The organism is Mesorhizobium sp. LNJC405B00, assembly GCF_000502615.1.
Lineage (GTDB): Bacteria > Pseudomonadota > Alphaproteobacteria > Rhizobiales > Rhizobiaceae > Mesorhizobium.
Window position 1 is genome coordinate 294646 of record NZ_AYWC01000006.1, and the last position, 19755, is coordinate 314400.

At 59.9% G+C, this 19755-nt stretch carries 26 protein-coding genes; 16 read left to right on the plus strand and 10 right to left on the minus strand.

Going from position 1 to position 19755, the window contains the following annotated elements; translation table 11 throughout:
* Positions 1 to 45 precede the first annotated feature (45 nt).
* From X756_RS151110 to X756_RS151090, 5 genes are all read right to left on the minus strand, one after another.
* A complete protein-coding gene (locus X756_RS151110) occupies positions 46 to 2829 on the minus strand; it encodes a valine--tRNA ligase (RefSeq protein WP_023729969.1) in 2784 nt (927 codons plus the stop codon).
* A gap of 268 nt (positions 2830 to 3097) precedes the next feature.
* On the minus strand, positions 3098 to 3922 hold the full coding sequence (locus X756_RS151105; protein WP_023729970.1) for a hypothetical protein: 825 nt from the start codon (positions 3920 to 3922) through the stop codon (positions 3098 to 3100).
* A gap of 330 nt (positions 3923 to 4252) precedes the next feature.
* Positions 4253 to 5638, minus strand: a complete 1386-nt coding sequence (locus X756_RS151100; RefSeq protein ID WP_023729971.1) for a TolC family outer membrane protein — start codon at positions 5636 to 5638, stop codon at positions 4253 to 4255.
* Positions 5639 to 5823: 185 nt separating this feature from the next.
* Positions 5824 to 6498, minus strand: coding sequence for a protein-L-isoaspartate O-methyltransferase (locus tag X756_RS151095; protein ID WP_023729972.1), 675 nt, complete (start codon positions 6496 to 6498; stop codon positions 5824 to 5826).
* Positions 6499 to 6710: 212 nt separating this feature from the next.
* Positions 6711 to 7880, minus strand: a complete 1170-nt coding sequence (locus X756_RS151090) for a site-specific integrase (protein WP_023729973.1) — start codon at positions 7878 to 7880, stop codon at positions 6711 to 6713.
* 93 nt (positions 7881 to 7973) lie between these two features.
* Between X756_RS151090 and X756_RS151085 the strand changes: the two genes are divergently transcribed.
* The 5 genes from X756_RS151085 to X756_RS151080 all read left to right on the plus strand — a co-directional run bounded on the left by X756_RS151085 (position 7974) and on the right by X756_RS151080 (position 9792).
* Positions 7974 to 8444, plus strand: a complete 471-nt coding sequence (locus tag X756_RS151085; protein WP_023729974.1) for a hypothetical protein — start codon at positions 7974 to 7976, stop codon at positions 8442 to 8444.
* 66 nt (positions 8445 to 8510) lie between these two features.
* On the plus strand, positions 8511 to 8705 hold the full coding sequence (locus X756_RS1000000167445) for a DNA-binding protein (protein WP_198020022.1): 195 nt from the start codon (positions 8511 to 8513) through the stop codon (positions 8703 to 8705).
* On the plus strand, positions 8705 to 8893 hold the full coding sequence (locus tag X756_RS14950; protein ID WP_032999409.1) for a hypothetical protein: 189 nt from the start codon (positions 8705 to 8707) through the stop codon (positions 8891 to 8893). The genes X756_RS1000000167445 and X756_RS14950 overlap by 1 nt, the downstream gene beginning before the upstream one ends.
* Positions 8893 to 9261: a hypothetical protein gene (locus X756_RS1000000168785; RefSeq protein ID WP_023729976.1), complete on the plus strand. Its 369-nt coding sequence runs from the start codon at positions 8893 to 8895 to the stop codon at positions 9259 to 9261. Before X756_RS14950 ends, X756_RS1000000168785 begins: the two co-directional genes overlap by 1 nt.
* A gap of 216 nt (positions 9262 to 9477) precedes the next feature.
* Positions 9478 to 9792: a hypothetical protein gene (locus X756_RS151080; RefSeq protein WP_023729977.1), complete on the plus strand. Its 315-nt coding sequence runs from the start codon at positions 9478 to 9480 to the stop codon at positions 9790 to 9792.
* A gap of 458 nt (positions 9793 to 10250) precedes the next feature.
* On the opposite strand, the gene X756_RS14940 is transcribed toward X756_RS151080, so the two are convergent.
* On the minus strand, positions 10251 to 10454 hold the full coding sequence (locus tag X756_RS14940) for a hypothetical protein (protein WP_023729979.1): 204 nt from the start codon (positions 10452 to 10454) through the stop codon (positions 10251 to 10253).
* A 66-nt stretch (positions 10455 to 10520) separates the two neighbouring features.
* A complete protein-coding gene (locus X756_RS151075; protein WP_023729980.1) occupies positions 10521 to 10862 on the minus strand; it encodes a hypothetical protein in 342 nt (113 codons plus the stop codon).
* A gap of 86 nt (positions 10863 to 10948) precedes the next feature.
* Between X756_RS151075 and X756_RS151070 the strand changes: the two genes are divergently transcribed.
* From X756_RS151070 to X756_RS151030, 9 genes are all read left to right on the plus strand, one after another.
* Entirely contained in the window at positions 10949 to 11221 is a 273-nt protein-coding gene (locus tag X756_RS151070; RefSeq protein ID WP_031238602.1) for a hypothetical protein, read from the plus strand.
* 4 nt (positions 11222 to 11225) lie between these two features.
* Positions 11226 to 11786: a hypothetical protein gene (locus tag X756_RS151065; RefSeq protein WP_023729982.1), complete on the plus strand. Its 561-nt coding sequence runs from the start codon at positions 11226 to 11228 to the stop codon at positions 11784 to 11786.
* On the plus strand, positions 11783 to 12115 hold the full coding sequence (locus tag X756_RS151060) for a hypothetical protein (protein WP_023729983.1): 333 nt from the start codon (positions 11783 to 11785) through the stop codon (positions 12113 to 12115). Before X756_RS151065 ends, X756_RS151060 begins: the two co-directional genes overlap by 4 nt.
* A 364-nt stretch (positions 12116 to 12479) precedes the next feature.
* Complete coding sequence (locus X756_RS151050; RefSeq protein ID WP_023729985.1) at positions 12480 to 12836, plus strand: P27 family phage terminase small subunit; 357 nt, start codon at positions 12480 to 12482, stop codon at positions 12834 to 12836.
* The gene (locus tag X756_RS151045) at positions 12826 to 13089 is read left to right on the plus strand and encodes a hypothetical protein (RefSeq protein WP_023729986.1); all 264 of its coding nucleotides are present in this window, start codon (positions 12826 to 12828) and stop codon (positions 13087 to 13089) included. Before X756_RS151050 ends, X756_RS151045 begins: the two co-directional genes overlap by 11 nt.
* The gene (locus tag X756_RS1000000170400) at positions 13086 to 13217 is read left to right on the plus strand and encodes a hypothetical protein (RefSeq protein WP_280806612.1); all 132 of its coding nucleotides are present in this window, start codon (positions 13086 to 13088) and stop codon (positions 13215 to 13217) included. The genes X756_RS151045 and X756_RS1000000170400 overlap by 4 nt, the downstream gene beginning before the upstream one ends.
* 651 nt (positions 13218 to 13868) lie before the next feature.
* Positions 13869 to 14264, plus strand: coding sequence for a hypothetical protein (locus X756_RS151040; protein WP_031238603.1), 396 nt, complete (start codon positions 13869 to 13871; stop codon positions 14262 to 14264).
* A gap of 145 nt (positions 14265 to 14409) precedes the next feature.
* Entirely contained in the window at positions 14410 to 15219 is an 810-nt protein-coding gene (locus tag X756_RS151035) for a hypothetical protein (RefSeq protein ID WP_023729989.1), read from the plus strand.
* Positions 15220 to 15232: 13 nt separating this feature from the next.
* Positions 15233 to 15808, plus strand: a complete 576-nt coding sequence (locus X756_RS151030) for a hypothetical protein (RefSeq protein WP_023729990.1) — start codon at positions 15233 to 15235, stop codon at positions 15806 to 15808.
* Between the two features lie 1644 nt (positions 15809 to 17452).
* Here X756_RS151030 and X756_RS151020 read toward each other — a convergent pair.
* Positions 17453 to 17677 carry a hypothetical protein gene (locus X756_RS151020; protein WP_023729993.1) on the minus strand — a complete coding sequence of 75 codons (225 nt, stop codon included), beginning with the start codon at positions 17675 to 17677 and terminating at the stop codon, positions 17453 to 17455.
* 86 nt (positions 17678 to 17763) lie between these two features.
* On the opposite strand from X756_RS151020, the gene X756_RS151015 reads away from it, so the two are divergent.
* A complete protein-coding gene (locus tag X756_RS151015; RefSeq protein WP_023713651.1) occupies positions 17764 to 17976 on the plus strand; it encodes a hypothetical protein in 213 nt (70 codons plus the stop codon).
* A 49-nt stretch (positions 17977 to 18025) separates the two neighbouring features.
* On the opposite strand, the gene X756_RS01000000165510 is transcribed toward X756_RS151015, so the two are convergent.
* Positions 18026 to 18244, minus strand: a complete 219-nt coding sequence (locus X756_RS01000000165510) for a hypothetical protein (RefSeq protein WP_348529825.1) — start codon at positions 18242 to 18244, stop codon at positions 18026 to 18028.
* Between the two features lie 72 nt (positions 18245 to 18316).
* Between X756_RS01000000165510 and X756_RS1000000166685 the strand changes: the two genes are divergently transcribed.
* Positions 18317 to 18727, plus strand: a complete 411-nt coding sequence (locus X756_RS1000000166685) for a DUF768 domain-containing protein (RefSeq protein ID WP_023729994.1) — start codon at positions 18317 to 18319, stop codon at positions 18725 to 18727.
* Positions 18728 to 19018: 291 nt separating this feature from the next.
* Here X756_RS1000000166685 and X756_RS151010 read toward each other — a convergent pair.
* On the minus strand, positions 19019 to 19755 hold a 737-nt coding region (locus tag X756_RS151010), incomplete at its 5' end, for a J domain-containing protein (protein ID WP_245264507.1).

The following is a 19755-nucleotide window of genomic DNA, read 5'->3' on the forward strand; positions in this document are numbered from 1 at the left end:
CAAGACCTGCCTTGACGCTGTTCCCAGGCACCGCGAATCCGGCGCTCAGCCGGCGTCGCGCACCCGGGTCAACGCCACCGAAAGCTTCTCCTGCTGATCACGGTATTCCGCGAGTTTTTCGCGCTCGGCCGCGACGATCTCTTCCGGCGCGCTGGCGACGAACCGTTCGTTCGACAGCTTCTTGTGCAGCCGCGCGATTTCCTCGGTCACCTTGGCCAGTTCCTTCTGCAGCCGCGCCGCCTCGGCGGACAGATCGATCAGGCTGCCGAGCGGCAGGCAGATCGTCGCCTCGTTGAGCACGATCTGGGCCGAGCCCTTGGGTGCGGCGTCCTGCAGCGAGATGTCGCCGACCCGCGCCAGCCGCTTGATGGCGGACGCATGGCGTTCCAGCCTCTGGTGAGTCTCGGCGCTGGCGCCGACCACCACCAGCGGCGCGATCGCCGCCGGCGGCACGTTCATTTCAGAGCGCACGGAGCGAATACCGGACACCAGATCGACCAGCCAGTTGATGTCGGCGGCTGCATCGGCGTCCTCGAAGTCGGGCGACGGCCAGGCGGCGTGGCACAGCAGCGTTGCGCGCGTCCTGCCCTCACCTGCCGTCTGCGCCCACAGCTCCTCCGTCATGAACGGCATCATGGGGTGAAGCAGCTTGTAGATCTCGTCGAGCACGAAGGCGACGCAGGCGCGGCTTTCGGCTTTGGCCGCCTCGTCAGTGCCCATGAACACCGGCTTGAGCAGTTCGAGATACCAGTCGCAAAACAGGTTCCAGACGAAGCGGTAGGCAGCCCCTGCCGCCTCGTTGAAGCGGTATGAGGTGATGCCCTCGGTGATCGCGTGCGACGCCCGGGTCAATTCGGTCAGGATCCAGCGGTTGACCGGCAACTTGGCGTCGTTCAGCCAAAAATCGTCATTGCGCGCGACCTCGTTCATCTCGGCAAAGCGTGTCGCGTTCCACAGCTTGGTACCGAAATTGCGGTAGCCGGCGATGCGCGCCGGATCGAGTTTCACGTCGCGCCCCTGCGCCGCCATCACCGTCAGCGTGAAGCGCAGTGCATCGGCGCCAAACTCGTCGATGAGGTCGAGCGGATCGATGACGTTGCCTTTCGACTTCGACATCTTCTGCCCGTTCTTATCGCGCACCAGCGCATGCACATAGACGGTGTGGAACGGCTCCTCGTGCATGAAATGCAGGCCCATCATCATCATCCGGGCGACCCAGAAGAAGATGATGTCGAAACCGGTCACCAGCACGTCGGTCTGGTAATAGGTCTTCAGCTCCGGCGTGTGATCCGGCCAGCCCAGTGTCGAGAACGGCCACAGTGCGGACGAGAACCAGGTGTCGAGCACATCCTCGTCGCGGCTCAGGATTTCGCCCGGCTTGAAGGTCTCGAGCTTGTCCTCGACCCAGGCCTTCCACGGGCCTTCCAGCGCCAGATAATATTCAATCGCGGCGCCCAGCGCCTCTTCGTCGGTCTTCTCGACGAAGACGCGGCCGTCCGGCCCGTACCAGGCCGGGATCTGATGACCCCACCACAGCTGGCGTGAAATACACCAGGGCTGAATGTTCTCCATCCAGTCAAAATAGGTCTTTTCCCAGTTCTTCGGCACGAAGTTGGTACGGCCTTCACGCACCGATGCGATCGCCGGCTTGGCGAGCTCGGCGGCGTTTGCATACCACTGCTCGGTCAGAAACGGCTCGATCGGCACGCCGCCGCGATCGCCATGCGGCACGGTGTGGCGGTGCGGCTCGATCTTGTCGAGGAAGCCGCCGGTCTCCATCAGCTCGACGATTTTCTTGCGCGCGACGAAACGGTCGAGACCGTCGAGCTCGTCCCAGACGGCCTGACGCTCCGGCGTCACGTCGAGCCCGGCGAGAAAATCCTCATTATCCCTGAGCGTTATTGCCGCCTCGATGGTCAGGATGTTGATCGCCGGCAGCTTGTGGCGCTTGCCGACCTCGAAATCGTTGAAGTCGTGCGCCGGCGTGATCTTGACCGCGCCGGAACCCTTTTCCGGGTCGGAATACTCGTCAGCCACAACCGGGATTTTCCGGCCGACGATCGGCAGCACGACATTTTTCCCGACCAGATGCCGGTAGCGCTCGTCGTCCGGGTGCACGGCGACCGCCGTATCGCCAAGCATCATCTCGGGCCGTGTCGTCGCCACGGTAATGAAGGTCGCCGAATTTTCCGGATCGAAAGTCTCGCCTTCGATCGGATAGCGGAAGTGCCAGAGATTGCCGTTGATCTCCTGGGGCTCGACCTCCAGGTCGGAGATCGCCGTCAACAGCTTCGGGTCCCAGTTCACAAGGCGCTTGTCCTTGTAGATCAGCCCTTCCTTGTAGAGGCTGACGAATACTTCGAGCACGGCCTTGGACAGGCCTTCATCCATGGTAAAACGTTCGCGCGACCAGTCCGCCGAGGCGCCGAGCCGCTTCAGCTGGTTGAAGATGGCGCCGCCGGACTCGGCCTTCCACTCCCAGACCTTCTCGATGAACTCCTCGCGGGTGAGATCGCGGCGATGGATCTGTTTCTCCATCAGCTGGCGCTCGACCACCATCTGCGTGGCGATGCCGGCATGGTCCATGCCCGGCTGCCACAGCACGTTCTTGCCGCGCATGCGCTCAAAGCGCACGAGTATGTCCTGCAGCGTGTTGTTGAGTGCGTGGCCCATATGCAGCGAGCCGGTGACGTTGGGCGGCGGGATGACGATGGTAAAGGCCTCGGCCCCCTCTTCCGCACCTGCGCCGGCGCGAAATGCGTCCGCCTCTTCCCAGATTTTGGCGATCTTGGGTTCGACGGTCTTGGCGTCGTAGGTCTTTTCAAGCATGGGAAAGTGGTCCGCGCGGTCGGGAGTTTTGCTGACCCGGTGTAAATCGGAAGGTTTTGGCCAAGTCAACCGCGAGGGCTGCCTCAGTCCTTCAACGCAAATAGGCGGGGCCCTGGTCATTTCAACGGGAAGGCCATGCCCGCACCTTCATCGTCAGCGATCCCGACGGGAAGCTGATCGCATTCGCGACATCAGCCGGACGCTGGCCTGCAGCGAGAAAGCGCCGCCCGAAGGCGGCGCTTTAATCCGGAACGGGCTGTGGTGATGCCTATTGCGCGCCGCGCGCGACGCGCTCGATTTCTTCGCGTACCAGGCGCTCGACAGATCGGAAGAGCGTCGTGTAGGNCTTCTTGCTGCGGCTGGCGAAGGCGTCGGAGAGCTCGCCGAAGGCGGCTGCGACCTGCCGTCCCGTATGTTCCGAAACGATCGCCGGACGGGCCGGGGTTGTATCGGCCGGGCGCGCGTGCTCGCTGCGCGAAGGACGAGGCTCGAAAGCCGGCTCGGCAGCGAGATCGTCTTCGAAAGCCTCGACCTCCGCGATTGCTGCCTGCCGATTTTCAGTCTCCGGCTGCCTGATGTCGGGCCGCCGTACTGTGTCAGCCGGTTTTGCCTGATTGCCAACGGCCGCGATTTCGCGGCGCCAATCCGTGACGATCGAGTCGGTGGTTTCCGTCTTTGCCCGCACTGCAGCTTCTGCCCCGACGGCGGGGGCAGGTTCACTGGCTATCCTGGCGCTCACTTCCGCCAGGGTCATCGGAGCATGCGCGGGTGGCGCGGCGGTCGTGGCATTTGCCGCAATGGCCGGCTTCACTGGCGACGGCTCGGAGCGCGGCTCCAGCCGCGCAACCACCGGCTCGGCCAGTTGGGCCTGCACCTCGGCCAGCGTCACCGGCTTCTTGCTTTCGGTCGAGCTGTGCAATTCGCTGCGGAAGGCCTCGACATCCGAAACAGGCCCGGCGGCCGGCACAAGGTCCTGTCGCAACTCATCGGCGTCGCCCTTGCGGCCGGTGTCGCTGTCTTCGATGATCCTCCTGATGGAAGCCAGTATTTCTTCCATGGAAGGTTCGCGCTGTGCGCTGCTTGCCGTCGCCATCGTCACATCCGCCGCCCCCGCGCATGATCCCGAAAATCGATCTTCGATTTTCGAAGAGGATCAGGCGCAAAATCAAAGTTCTACAGCCTCCTTTGCGCATCCATCGGACGCGCGGCGCTGTAGTGACCCGTTCCTGGATTCCTGTCCGGCAAAGCCGGATACGAATCATGGCGACAGCGTAGCCGACGGATCGCCATCCGAGAATCCCCAATCTCGGAAGACGCCGGATTTCAACAATTTAGGCTACGAAAGACAAACGCCGCGCATCCTTGGGAAGCGCGGCGCTACGATACTTTCAATCTTGGCGGGATTTGAACCGCTCAGTCGCGATCAACGACCGTCCGGCGTACGCAGCCCGATCCATTTGTCCTTGACGGCTCTGTAGTGCTCTTCAGGCTTGTACTTCACCACATTCAACGCCAGGCGATCGGCCGACAGGCGGCCCATGGCCGACAGGATGGCGTAGCTCGCTACAACCACATCGCGCTCGGAGCTGGCGAGGTCGATCTTTGCCGAGATGACGGCGTTCTGGGCATTCAACACGTCGAGCGTGGTGCGCTGTCCGACATTGCGCTCCTCGATGACGCCGTTGAGCGCCAACTGTGCGGCCGCGATCACCTGCCGATTAGCGTCGACGCTTTCACGCGCTGCGATGTATTGCGTCCATGCCGAGGTCACGGCCTGGCGCACCGAGTCACGGCTGACATCCACCTCGATGCGAGCCTGGCTGAGCGATTCCTTCGACTGACGAACGAGTGCGGAGGTACGGCCGCCCGAATAGATCGGAACGGTCAGCGTCGCGCCGACGGTGGCGGCATTGGAATCGCCGTCCGAATCCCCCGCGCCAGGTACGGTATTTTGATAGACATGGGAAAGGCCGGCACTGGCAGTCAACTGCGGCAGCAACGCACCCTCCTGCGTCTTTACATCAAATCCGGCTGCATCGACGGAATGTAGGGCGGCCAGGATGGCCGGATGCTCGTTCGATGCAATGCCGATCGCCGCCTCGAGACTCCTCGGCAACAGCTTCGCCAACGGCGACGCGGCCTTGAGCTTGCCCGGCTCGTCACCGACGATCTGATGATAGGTTGCCGCACTGGCCAGAGCCTGCGCACGGGCGGCACTCAATTGCGCCACCGCGGCCGAACGCGACGCGTCGGCCTGCGCCACATCGGTGCGCGTGCCCTCGCCGACCTCGAAGCGCGAGCGTGCCGCGCGCGCCTGCTCGGTCAGGAACTGCAGGTTCTGTTCGGTCAGCACCGCCACCTGGCGGTCGCGAATCACGTCCATATAGGCGCTCGCCGCGTTGAACAGCGTGTTCTCTTCGGTGTTGCGCAGGCCCTCGACCGAGGCCCTCACCTGTGCAGCGGCCGACGCGACCCTGTTCTTGGTCTGGAAGCCGTCGAACAGCGTCTGGTCAATCCGAACGCCGAAGCTGCCGGTGGTCAATGCCAGGCTCGCGTTCCTGCCGTTTAGGTGCCTGGAGGTGTAATCGATATCAGCCGAACCAGTGATCACCGGGCGATAGCCCGACTTGGCGATCGCCACGCCCTCATCGGTGACGCGCACGCCGGCACGGGCCGAATTCAGCGAGGAATTGTTCTGGTAGGCCTTGGAAAGCGCGCCGAGAATGGTTTCCGCCGAGGCGGCTATCGGCGAAAGCGCTGTCGCGGAAATGAGGACAGCAACAAACAAACTCTTGGCTAAGGACGGCACTTTATATCCCTCATTCGTTTTGCACGGGAACCACGCCACGCCAGCCCATCCCTAGGGATCGGCCAGCGCCGCGTCGATGTATCGTTCCCCCGCTGACAGCCTCCCGAAACCCCGGTTAACCAATCAGCAACGATTGTTCAATCGCAAGCCAACATGACAGAGTCTTTGCTGCAAGGCAAAATCACTTAGAACTCGAAGGCATGAATGCGTTCAAATCCGGGTAGTGGCTTAATTGCCGCATTAAATGCCCGTCTTCCGGTTACAACCCCCCCTGCATTGAAAAAGAGCCGGGCTACGCCCGCATTGCCCTGCCCTTCCACAGCCACCAGCCGGCCGCCTTCGGCAAGCTGGTCAAGCAGCGCCGCAGGCACTTTCTCGACGCTGCCGCCGATGAGAATCACATTGTAGGGCGCCTTGGCGGCATGACCTTGCGGCAGTGGGCCGGTGACCACGGTGACGTTATCGCAGCCCTGCGCCGAAAGCGCCGCTTTGGCTGCTTCCGCCAGTGTGGTATCGCTTTCCAGCGCCACGACGGATTTGGCCAGCCTGGACAGCAGCGCCGCGGAATAACCGGTGCCGCAGCCGACATCGAGCACCGAATCGCCGGCGTCGATCTCGGCCAACTGCAAAAGCTTGGCCAGTGGCGACGGCTCCATGAGGTAGCGCGCACCGCTGCCATCGGCGCCGTCGGAGATGCGGATATCCTCGTCGATATAGGCGAGAGCCTGTTGGCCGGCCCCGACAAAGGCCTCGCGCGGCACGGCAAGCATGGCATCGAGCAATGCTGCGTCGGTCACATCGGTGGTGCGGACCTGGCCGTCGACCATCTTGACGCGAAGTTCGGAGAAATCAGTGCTCATGTCCCAACCAATCCGTCAAAGCCAATGCGCTGAAATGCGCTTGTCGCGCCGACACTGCGGCGCATTCGACCGGAACTCAAGCCCCCGGCATGCGGGAGCTGAAGCGACTGGAGGCCTCGCCCGGAATCGAACCGGGGTGCAAGGATTTGCAGTCCTCTGTCCGGTGTTGATATCCAACGATCTTTTGCCTTCATGTCGCAGTTATGTCGCAGTCATGCCAGCAGCGCCGCCGCCACGTCGAGCTCTTTACCGTCATCCCCGCGCGGGAACAAGTGGCCGTAAACGTCCGCCGTCATCATCACCGACGAGTGCCCCATGCGCTCTTGCACCGCTTTCAGCGGCAGACCCAACCCGCCACTTTCTTTAGGATTTATACACCATGATGCATAAAAATGTCTTAATGCGTGAAGGCCTGTATATTTCGCCGACCCGTCCGCCGTCACCACGCCTGCCCGCTTCATTGCCGGAATCAAGCCCTTGTTGATGATGTTGGTATGCGAGCGCGGCTTGCCGTCCGGGTTCACAAAGACCAGACCGAGCGGATTTTCCTTCGGGCTGCGGCTGTAGGTTTTCAATCGCCATTCCTTGAGTCCGGTGTTCAGGATTGACGGGATAGGAATGGTGCGCGTGCCTGCCGCCGATTTCGGCGCACCTATCACCCCGAACTCGTCAGCCCGTTGGTGCACGGTGATTGTGGAGGCCTGTGGATCATAGTCCTGCCAGCGCAGCCCCCGGATCTCCGACGATCTCAAGCCTGTGAATATGGCCGTCAGCAGCAAGGGGCGCCAATGGTCGGTCAGCTCGGCAATCATGCGCTTGATTTCCTCTGGCGCCGGAACATCGACTCCAACCCGAATTTTGCCTTTCTGCCGCTTCTCTGTCCTGGCCTCCCTGCCCTTATGCGCCCGCCGCATGTCCCGAACCGGATTTCTAGTGGCCAGCTTGCGTTCGATGGCGTCGGTAAGGATGGAGGACAGGCTTGTGAGAACCTTCTTGACCATTGCAGTCGATCGGCCTTCGGCGCGCAGCGTATCCTGAAAGGCGCGTGGATCGACCTTCGACAACAACGTATCGCCGATAAAGGGTTCAATGTGGTGCTTCATGTGATGGCGGCGTTGGTTGATGGTGCTGCGCTCCAGCCCTTCGCCCTCGCCCGTGGCGATCCATAGCCCGCCCGCCTTCTTGATGCTCACCGTGTCGCGGTCCGCGACGTGGACGCCTTCGCGGACCTCGACGTCAGTCTTGCTGGCAAACGCATCGGCATCCTTCTTTTTCGCGAAGGTCTTTAGGCGCCGGACCCCCTTCGCGTCGAAATAGTCGGCGACCCAGGCCTCCTGCTCGACGCCCTTTGCATTTGTCCACTTCCGCTTGCGAATAGACATGCCCGAACCTCCTGCAAATTCCCGCCAACACCTTGACGTAGGGCGGAACGTATGTGAAGAACGTAGAACGTACTTGGTTGGAGTTACCGAATCGTGACGAACACTTTCTCTCTGGCAGACCTGACTGACATGACACACTCGAAGCGCCGGTCGGTCCAGCTTTGGGCCGAGGCCGGCGTTATCCTTGCGGATGAATCCACCGAACGCGCGGGCACTGGAACGCATCGGCGTTTCTCCAGAGACGAGGCGATCATCGCTTGTTTGGTCGCGGGCCTCACCCGCCACTTCCACATGCCCATAGGCGTCCTGCTGCAAGTTTCGGATGGCATTCGCCGAGAGCAGTTTCAATCGATGATCGATGGCGCGATGAAAAACGGGCGCCCCTGCTTTCTCGTAATTCGTCCGGAAGAAGTTGGGATCGGCCATTTTCAAATCAGCATAGTCTCTGGCGCTGACGATAAGAATGCCTTTGATGCGCTCACGAAGACACTGATACGCGCGCGCTCTGCCGCCCTGGCCGTGCTTCGCGTTAACGATCACCTAGCTCAACTCTGGAGTAAGTAGCCGCGTTTTTTTGCGGCAATAAGTACGTAAAACGTACTTGGTTATCTCAACAGAAGGAACTAAAGCATGACGGTAAACTCGGAAAAGACAATGGCGCTCATTTGGGGCGCAGAGGCTATTGCCCGCGAACTCGGCACTAATCGCAGGCGTGCATTTCACTTGCTGGAAACAGACCAGATCCCGGCGAAAAAAAGTCGGCGGACGGTGGGTCGCAGAGCGCGGCGTGCTGATGGCGTTTTTCCAAAAGGAGAGGCAGCCTGATGACGAGCGGCATCGATCACGAGAACACGGCATTGATCGGCGAGGCCGCTCTATGGCTCGCCACCACGCCGAAGCAGAGCCGCCCACGTCCCGCAATCGTCGACGTGAAAGAGCGGCTCGGTTTGACCGCGCTGGAGGCAATCCAGGCCATCCGTGAGGCCGACCTCATCAAAGCGAGGGCGAGCTAATGGACCAGAAAATCGAAAAACCGGCGGCGTGTGCAACCACGCTCACCGGCTTCGAAGTCTCAAGCTTGGCAGCTTCTGAGAATTCGGATAGTGCCACACCGTCGTCTAAACGGCAAGCTCCAGCTACCAGCCAAGCTCGCTGGAAGGAAGCAAACCAAAAGGCTGTGTGGGCGCACTCCTGCCTCGCTGCTGCGATCCGGCGCGGCCTGGTGAAGCGACAGCCGTGCAAAGTCTGCGGCGATCCCAAGTCAGACGGGCATCACCCCGACTATGAGAAGCCAGCCGCTGTGATCTGGCTGTGTCGGTTGCATCATAAGCGAGCCCATCGGCGCGCGTTGCATCCGAAGAAGCAAGGCGGTGCCAAATGAGCGGGCGCCAGTTCACTAAGTTGGCGCCGGCCGTTTGGCGATCCCGTCGCTTCATCGGACTGCCGGACGAGGCAAAGGTCGGCTTCCTCTACTTGCTGCAATGCACACGTGACCAGCGCAGGGGTTTACGAACTCCCGCGCGGTTACGCCTGTGCCGATCTGTGCTGGACAGATGCAGCATACGAGAGCGTTCTCCGGGAGCTCTTGGAGGTGGGGTTGATCGATCATGATCCCGATGGCGACGTGATCTTGATCGAGCGCTGGTTCCGCCACAACCCGCCGACAAACGATGACCATGCCCTCGGCACGCGCCGACGGCTCCAGGCGATCGAAAGCGAAAAGCTGCGAGAGAAGGCGGTGGCAGCGTTCGATGAGGCCAACGAGGTCAGAATCCAGCGTGAGGCGCAGAAGGCAGCGGAGAAGGCAGCGAAGGCCGCAGGCAACTCGAAATCGGTCTCCCAGATGCTCGGCGACACGTCGCGGCTGATGGGCACCAGGATCGTGCGGGGGGCCAATGACACCCTGTCCTGACCCTGCCCACACCCTGTGTAGGGGTACTTTCACACCCTGTGACACCCTGTCCACACACCAAGACCAAGACCTTAGACCTAGACCAAGACCTTAGACCGGAGGAAATCGCGAAAGCCGAAACCGTCACGAAACGTCGCAAGGGGCTTTGGAGGGAAGAGGCGCCAAGACCGGATGTCGGCGCTCTTCCCATCAAGGCCAACGTCGCGGCGCTACAGCTGGGACTCGGGAAGCCTGTGGTCGGGAGGTTCGGAACGCACCGGCCCACCATATCGCATCGGCGGCGCCGCACCTATCAGATCGCTTATGGGTGGCTGCTGCTCAACAGGGCGAACGTCCGCATCGACCGCCTTCCGCATGAGCCAGGCAGGACACAGTTCCTTCAGTACAATTTTGAGATAGTCGACCATGCAACGGCAACGCGCGTTGCCGCCTGCCGGTTCCGCTGCCCGACTTGGCGCTCACATCCCGAGCGTTTGAGTGCTTCCGGCAGGTCGAGCCGCCTCAGCGAACAGCTCGGCCGCTGCCTGGACCTTGTCCGCTGCGTCTTCGACCCTGTCAAAGCGCATCAGCACACGACACTGGAGCATCGCCAGACGCGCCGCATGGTAAAGCTCGCTGCGCCTGTGACCGTCCGAGTCCAAGGGTTGAAACAGCATCGTCACGGCGAAACTCCTCCCTCCGATGCCCGGCTCCCGTCGAAGTCGAGAGGCCGGGCCGTCAGACTGCGATCAATAGTCGGTGTCATAATCGCTGTTGTCGTCCTGCTGGATGACGACGTGACGGCGGTGATGCATCGGACGGTTGATCGATCCGGTGACCACAACGTCGCTGGACCGGTGATGATGCCGGCGCCAAGCGCGCTCGCCATTGTCGTAAAACGCCTGCTCGCCATGATGGCGGCGATGGAGACGATGCCCGTTCCGATAGATGACCACACGGTCGTTATTGTTTTCGTCCCAATAATGGCGGTGGTGATGCCGCTGGGTCTGGATGACGATGCCTTCTTCTGCGGACGCGACCGCAGGGGCAGCCAAGCAAAGCGCCAATGCGCCCAAGATGATCGTCTTCATTTCGAGTTCTCCAAAAACCTAAAACGCCCTTCGATAAGGAAACTTTGCTTAACGACTTTGGTTCCGACAGCCATCGGGGCGTGCCCATGAGCGGTACGTCAGACGATCGTCTTGGAAGACGCCGAAAGCTCGGTCGTGAGCGCCAAGCCCGCCACAAGGAACGCAAGGAGTTGGGCGGCATCATTTTGCCTATCCAAGTCGATTTCCCGCTGATCAACCTGATGCTGGAGGCGGGCGCAGTAGACGAGGCAGGTAGCCGCAATCGAAAGCGGATCGGCAGAGTGATCATTCGAATAGCCGCTGACGCGTTATCATCAGCCGTTGCTTCCGGGCGTAGAGTCCCAATCGACAAGGAGTGACAGCATGCTCGCCAGAACGCCAAAAACATCTGAGACCGACTTCGCTAGTATTCTGAAGATTCCAGCTAAGCCAGCAGCTATTTCAGAAGCTGATGCAGCCTGGCAGCATGCCGTCTCCCAGCGAGAGGCAGGTCAGGCCCGACACATCGAAGCCACACGCCAACTCTATGCCCAGGTGCCAGGCCAACCGCCCGTGATCACCCTGCGTGAGGTGGAAGAGATCGGCTTGACCCGGGAGCCGCTCTTCAAAGCCGAGAAAGACGCAGCAGAAAAGCGTTCGTCACTTCGTGAGCGCTACGACCAGGATACGCATGCCTTCCTAGCCTCGGCATTGGACAGATTTTCCGATGCGGTGTCCGACAAGCTGGGTGAACTCGAAACCCTTCTCGGACTGGGAAGCGCTCTCCATGCCGCTTCTGTTGCCGCCGGTGTGAAGTTGCCTCGCCGGCTTCCGTCAGTTTGCGGAAACATCATCAACAGCTCGATCTATACGGCTCGCAACCTCGTCAGACACGCCGCGCTGGCGCCCGCACCTGTATGGACTCGGCAGGAGGCAAGCAAATGAACGCAGGATCGAGCAAAGCCATTCACGCGTTCGACGGCGCCATGACCTCGATCAATGCACCAGACGCGACTCGTTATGTCCCGCAGGAAGAAATGCGCAGGATGGAAGCCCGCGCCTTGATCGGCCGACATCAGCGCGGCGAGCGCCTCACACCAGACCAGGCAACGAAGGTGAATCGCGAGCAGGCACTTCAGTCTCTAGATGACCTACTCAAGAAGATCGACGAAGAGGCGAGCAACCCGATCATCGCTCTCAAAACTGCAGTTGCGCATATTCTTGGAGAGATGGCAGCCGAGGAAGCGGCCAGTATCTCAAGCGCTATGAGCTAGAGGAGCGCCTCAGCCTCGTTGAAGCCCGCGCGCTATCGACTGCGAAGATCATGTCGAAAGCGCGCGTGCGGGTGCCGGCCGGCAGACGACCTGCGAAGCCTTGATCATGGTCGTGTCCGACGCCACCAAGACGCTAATGGTCCGGGTGATGCTTCGGGTGGAGACGAGATCTGCCGCAAGCTTTCGAACAACGAGATGGACCTGATCATCTTCGAAGTCGATCGCTGGGTCAAAGCCCGCGAGCCAGTGCTGCACTGATGCCGGGGGGAGATCTCAAAAGCTGCATAGAAGCATCCATGCGACCGGTTCCCCAGCTTTATTTTGCCGAACGGTGCCCCCGTTTCCCCTCACCAACGATTGAGCCATGAAAAGACGCGGACCAAACCCACCTGCACACCTGTCTAACGAGGCCGCGAAGTGGTGGCGTAGCGTCGTCACCGATTTCGAATTGGAGGGGCACCATCTTCGGCTGCTGCAGCTCGCGGCCGAAGCGTGGGACCGTTCGCAGCAGGCCCGAGCCGTGATCGACAAGGAAGGAATCACGACCGTTGACGATCGCAAAAACGTCCGTGCTCACCCAGCGGTAGGCATCGAGAAAGACGCTCGGACGGGGTTCGCAAGGTTGGTCAGGGAACTGGACCTTGATGTTGAAGTGCCGCCAAGCCGCACTCGGCCGCCGGGCTTGCGCTCTAACCGGAGGGGTGTTTTCGATGCCGGTTAAACGTCGCAGGGCGAAGGGTAAGCCGTTGCGGATCACGCCCACGGCGATCGAGGCGTACAAGGCGCGCGATTATCTAGAACTGCACCGCGCGTTAGGTCTGTTTCCTTGGGAAATGTCGCCGATACCAGCTCGGTACGATGCGCTCGGCTGCGACCCGGACTGGGTGATGCCGGAGCAAACCCATAACCTGTTTGAACTGTCGTTTCAGCAGGCTCTCGAATTGCAACACGAGTTAGAGGCGGCCTGCAAATGATGCTCGCGGGCCGCGCAACCGATTTCGGAACTCTGGCGCACGGTCGGAATCTGATCCTGCCCGGCGCCTTTGCCAAGCTCATCGCGAACAGCTGGCAGCCGGAACTGTGTCTGGAGCATGAAGGCTAACCGCTTGGCCGATGGCTTCGGCTGTCCGAAGATCCGCACAGCCTGTTCGTGGTGGGCGAACTGGACGGTTCCGCCCGGGCGCAAGGCGTTATGGCGGGCATTGAATCAGGCGAACTGCCGGGGCTGTCCCTTGCCCGTTTCATTGGGTCGAAAGCGCGACGTGACGACGGCGTGAACGTTTGCCGGGAAGTCATCCATTGCCGCGAAATCAGCATCGTTACGGAGCCCGCAAATCCCGCTGCGCTGATCACTGAATTTTGCATTGGGAGTGTCTGACCATGGGCATTGGCAGCATAAATGCTAGACCCATAGGGCACTGGGCAGGTTGGGATACGCCCTCATCATCGGCGCCGACCGTCCCTCAAGTACCAGACGTACAGACAACCCTGCCGACTTCGGCTTACGGCCGAACCCTGCCGGTCGTCTGGGGCAAGTGCCGGCTGCCTGCTGCCTACATATGGGTTCCGCCGATCCTGACCGTGACTTCAACCCATATCGAATATTGGGACACCATCACCTCGACCACGGCCAAGATGTCGGCTCGCCTCCGTTTTGCGCGCCCTCTCGTTCCAAACTCGACATGGACGATGCGTAAGCTCTACGCCAAAGGCAAAGCGATTTGCGATGCCACAAGCGGGTATCGGATCAGGCTTGAAATTTCGGGCATACGACGGGAAAAGCACCCAGCCGCGCGACCCGACCATGGTGAAGGAAGAAGGCGAAACCAACGTCTCCGCTCACAGGGGCTACCTCGATATCGTGGTCACCGACTTTGATATTGCCGGTCTGGGTGCCCCGCCTGTTTTCGAGGCAGAGTGGATTCAAGACGGCGCTCCGACCCATGAGTATGACACCTTCACCACGTTCTCCGGATCTATATTCTTCGACAATCTGATTCCGGTGTGGGCCGACCTCAAGGCCTACGGCTTCAATTACAGCGACATCGCCCTCTATTCGATCCCGGCCGCCCGGCAATATTTCACGTTCGACCTGCCGCCCGATGCCTATTCGTACTACGGCTGCTTTCGCTTACAGTCGGTCGCTTGATCGGTTGGTCTATCTCGCAAGCTTGCCGGCGTTGGAGGTTGGGAGCCCGTCCTTATCGATGGCAGCACGGGCGCCATTGTCGCTACCTCCAGCAATTCCGCAACGTCGTCTACAGTGACCGGCGGCTGCCTCGGCGGATGTCGGCGTGGGATCATCGCTCCTCGTCGGCTTTTCCAGCAATCAACAGATATTCGCCTTCCACCTCACGGCAGAGGCGGTTGAACGCGGCTATCAGTCGATCGCCAGCTTTGGCGGCTATTCGGACATCCAATGCGTTACCCCAGGCGAAAGCCGTGGCAGCGAGGCTGATTTTTACTTTTGCGCGGACATCGATCTGGTGAAAGTCACGCTCACGTCGCTCGGCACGTTCAAGAGTTCGACCGTCCTGGCCTCCTTCTCTGATGCCTTGCGCTATGCCATCCGTGACGACGATGGTGATCTTGTCGTCTGGACAGATACCGCCACGCTAAAGCGTATCAATGGCACAACGGGAGCGGTCGAATATACGAAAACCGTTCCCTACCAAATTCAAGCAATAAGCTCGCGAGCGTTGGGCGCGCCGGACCTTCAGCGCCTCACCGAGGAACTGTATTTCACGACGGGCGGCGTGTCGTACTTCACCGACCTGAAAACCGGTCTCACCCGTTCTATTTCCGGGGCCGATCCTTCACCCGCGCTGTTCTCCTACGATGGCGAGGATCAGGTTATTTTGACCGTTGACGGCTCTGGCCAACCGAGGCGCGGTCGCATCATTTCCGGTGATGGCGAGAAGCGCCTGCTCTCCGACTTCCTTAGGGACTTAATGGTCCACGGCGGCGGCTACGATCCATCTGAGATCGCCGTTGAAAATGTTGACGACCTGATTGATGGCGCCGTTGTCGATGTCACAGCAAGCGTTAGAGAGATCGCCCGCTCGATTTGCGAGCCGTATTCGATAGCCATGTTCGAACGCTGAAGGAAAAAGAAAAATGTTCCGCATGATGATGTTCAATTCTTTCCGGTTCATGCCGCCCCCTCCCACCGGCCTGGTCGTTACCTACAAGGGCACATTCAGCGCTCTCGCCACCCCAGCCGATCCGCATACCTTCACCGTCGACGTGGGTGCAGCCGGCACCAAAATCGTGGTCCTGGTGTGCCACGGCCTGCGTCAGAACACCGTGCCAAGGACGCTATCATCTGTTTCCGTTGATTGCACTACGGGCACCATCGCTGTGCAGGCCGGGACTAATGATGGTGCTGACCAAGCGATCCAGCTTGGTATCGGCCAAAGGGAGATCACCACTGGCGGGACCATCACTTGCATCGCCGACTGGAGTCAAAACCTTCATTCGTCGGCGGTCGATGTCTATACGATCACCGGCCACACATCGAGCACGTCCGTCAATGCCAAATCGGCGACCGGCAACGAGCCGACGTTTAGCAATCTGACAGTAAGCGCTAACGGCTGCGTGATTGCCGGTGCGACTGGCGTCAATCCCGAAGGCTCGATCACCTTTACCGGCGTCACCAAAGACCATGAGGAGCTTATCACGGCGCAGCCGTGAACCAGCAGGTCGCCTGCGGCAGCATCTCAGGACTTGGTGCGACCAGCACCTACAGCGTCGCCATGAGTTCGTCCGGCGCCAACGAGATCGTCGCGGCTGTATCGTTCGTCTAACCGGCGATTGCCATTCCAAGGCCAACACCTGGTGTCGCTGGCCGGCAAGTTGGGAGCGGTTCCGGACAGGAATGACTGCCCGCCGTTATGTGCCCAAGGCGTGGAAGACCGGCGATGCCGCCGCCACGATCAACGTCGCCGCGGCGGCGCTTAGGCGAGCTGAAGCTGCTGGCCGACTGTTTTCTCGCGTAGCGTCAACACCAACAGACGCGTAGCTGCGAACGGTGCCATGACGATAAACGTGGTGGCGATGCTGGCGAGGACCGACAAAACGCAGATCGAGCTTTGGGCGTAGCAAACGGATTCCATGACGTACCCCTTCCTGCCTAGAAGTTCCCGACAAGGCGGTTGCATGATGAGCCTGCTTCGGGAGGAATACAAGAACGCGCTAATAAACGATGTCGAGATGAGGTGGAGCGCCTTAACCAGCCAGCGCCATTCCGAAGCCAACACCTAGGCCGATTGCGAGGCCAAGGAACAGCTTGGCGGCAAGATCGAGGGACAGGGCGCCACACGTCCTGGCGAGGCTCCGTGAGGGCGCTGGCGATATCATCGAAGATCGCGTCCATGTTTCAACGTAGATCGAAACGCAGATTCTGTGAATCCCCTGTTTGTTCCATCAAAGTCTAACGATCAGGCGAGCGCCCTGGAAAGCACGTGCAGTAACGGTTGATTCAACCATTGCTGGTATAAGTGTGGGGTGGGTGGCGGCTCCGACAGTTCGGGGTGGAACTCAATGCCAAGCCGCCTACGCAGCCAAGGTTGGGGTTTGACCGCGCCGTCCTATTCTGGGACAGCGCGGTCAACGATTCGTTAAAACGCTCCGGAACTAATTAAGCACGCGCTAATTGACTCGCGGTCTCGGGAGTCAGTGCATGCGTGAAGTTCATTCCTCCGATNGGAACTAATTAAGCACGCGCTAATTGACTCGCGGTCTCGGGAGTCAGTGCATGCGTGAAGTTCATTCCTCCGATGATGGAGCCGATTCTGGCGGGACAAGCCTCCCGAGGGCATTGGACAGCGTCACGTACCGGCCGCCGTCTTCGTCTTCCCTCTTCCTAGAGATCCGCCATTCGTTGGGCGAGTGGGTTGTTCTCATCATAGGCAGGAACGGTGAAACGTATTCCCGAGCATTCGAAAATGAGGCAGATGCCGTCGCTTTCGCTGGCGATCAGTCTTCTCGTCTAGGATTGGAAGCTCCCCCGAAGCGAGCAACTTGACCGCCCTTCTCTGAAGATCCGAAAGCGCGGATCTGAATCCCCTTGGAACATCGTCGGCCTCGAAACACTTCGGGCGGTCGCACTGTTCCCATATCAGTGTCTCCCAAAACTGCCCACTACCTCAACGGTTGGTGGGCTTTTTTGTACATTAGCGGAACCTGAAATTTGGGGGCTTGTTGATAGAACGGCAGCGAGTGGGTGATCGCTGCTGGTCGAGGTCCCGCAAGACTCGGCCGGGCTCGCATCACCTGCCCCGGTCGGTGCGAGCCCACCGTCGAGCGACCAACAAGCGAACTTCCCTGTGTCGGTCTCTATTTGATACTAGGAGACGGTGGTTTCACCATCACGCGCAATTGCATCTGGTCGATCGTTGCGACGATGGCAGCAGCCAGCGCTTCCGCCTCATCCATGAGCCCCGGCCCATAGAGACCGTTCACCGCTTCCTCGCTGGGCAGCACGCCGGGCGGACAGTGATCCTCGATAGTGCGCCGGATGAGCGTCGGCGCTGCCCGGCATTCGTCGGCTTCGATCTTCATAACCATTGAAACATTCACTTTAGCTAAAATGTTCCGGAACCGATTTCAGGTTGGCGGCTTGAGACGGTGAGGGAAGAACACTAGTTATGCCCATCAGACGAAAAGCGGTGGATGCCGGGATTTTTAAGCCTGCCGAATTGGCCTTGCTAGGGCGCGTTTTCGAGCAGCTTAAACTCGTCGACGACCAATCACCCGATGCGCAGGGCCGGTTGGCCTCTCGGATCATTGCCAACTACATGGCCGGGATAAAAGATGAGGCCGAACTTCTCTCGCTTTCGAAGCAGCCGTTAGGGCGGTAAGGTCGGGAAAGCTAGAGCTTCACCAGCCGCACAACATCAAGCGCGACCGTCACCACCGGGCCATTACCGTTACGGCGTCCTTCTCGACCCGTGTGACGCTGCCGATCAGTTCGATGGTCTGACCTTTGACCACCTTCGTGGTGCTATCCCGAACGGAATGCGGAAATCCGTAGGTCGGTATCGACACGCTGATCCTGTCGTCAGTGACGCGTCGAATAATGGTGGCGTCGATCGCCACCTCATCGCCGATCTTGATACCACTAGCCATGCACTGAGGCTGGTGCGGCCGTCTCAGCGGTCAAGTAGTGGAACCTAATATGCGCTTTGAACTTATCGGCTGATGAGCACACGCGGCATCAACTTTCTCGATCGGTGGATGGCAGAGCACCTGCCCAACGCGATGACTGATGATCCAGGGGCGGTTAGCGACCTCGCTGACGAAATGATGAAATCTGCGGAGCGTGAGGGAATCGGTGCCGACGAGATCAACGAGGAGGTCGGCAGCGTCTATGATGTGATCTTCGAGGCGATGCACTGCCATATCGAGGACCAAGGCGCGGACAGGGCGCCAAGCGTCTATGCGGGGCTCTCCCTGATGGCGCTGGCGATATCATCGAAGATCGCTTCCATGGCAAGATTCTGGATCGAACCGGGTTCGATGTGGATCCTCCGCTGTTTGAGCTTGGGCTTCATCAGAATGAAGGGCGACATGGTTCATCCGAATGTAGAAATTTGCGTCGGGGGGAGGTGAGAATGAGGCTACCAGGAAATGTGTTGGTTGGGAGATCGCCGAGGTGCTGTGCGGTCCGCGAAAGCGATCAATGAGGTTGAATGCGCAGAGCGTGCCGCCAAGACAGCCAGGTTGAAATCGCTACGCTTGTCTCAGATCTTGCCAGAGGCCGACCCGCACATTTCGTTCAACGAGGAACTCGACTGCTCGGTGCTTGTCGCGGTGCTGGCTCGCGAACTGCATAATTATCCAAAGCGGCCCGAATCCCATTCTCCCGATTGAAGGAAACCAAAAGCCTCGGCGCAGGGGCAGCTAGGGGGATGGGTGATCCAGGAGCCGAATAGTCGGATCGCGGCGGCGTTCAGAGTTGACGCGATCGACACCTTCAGCGGTGATGGCGATCGTCCCATTTTCCACTCTGACGATCCAACCTTTCGCCTTTAGATACCAGATGTGGAACTCGAGATGTTCTCGCGGACAGTCTGACAAGCGCTCCAGCTCTACATCTCCGATGCCAGGATCGCTGACGTCGTGCCGGCGTTTCGCATAAAGCAGCGAAAGCAGTTTGGCTTGAATCTCGAAATCTCGCTCGAAGCCTTTATTGTTGCTGGCTTCCTGGGTCAACTCTCGACGAAGGCCGGCATGGTCTCTATACGCGACGTCATATTGCGCCCGCTTGACCGGATCTTTGAGCGTATTATGGGCTTCCACAATTTCGCTGAAGCGGGCTTCATCGCCAGTCTTCTGATTGTCCGGATGATAGCGCATCGCAAAGTAACGGAATACGCGCTCTAGAGTTTCCGAGTTGGCGTTTGGGCTGATCTCCAGCGTTTCGTACAAGTCGACGAACATCAAGAAGTCCCCACCAGCAAGGTATTTTTGCGAATACGCAATTTCCCCCACCTTCAGCATCGCCCCAGTCGGGGCCAAACGCAAGCCGCTTGAACTCGCGAGCCGACCTTTGGCACCAGCTAGGTGTTTAGTCCCAAGGTTTGATGGGTTGGATCGAGCCTGAATCGTTCGGGCTCTTTTGTCCAGATTTTGCAGAT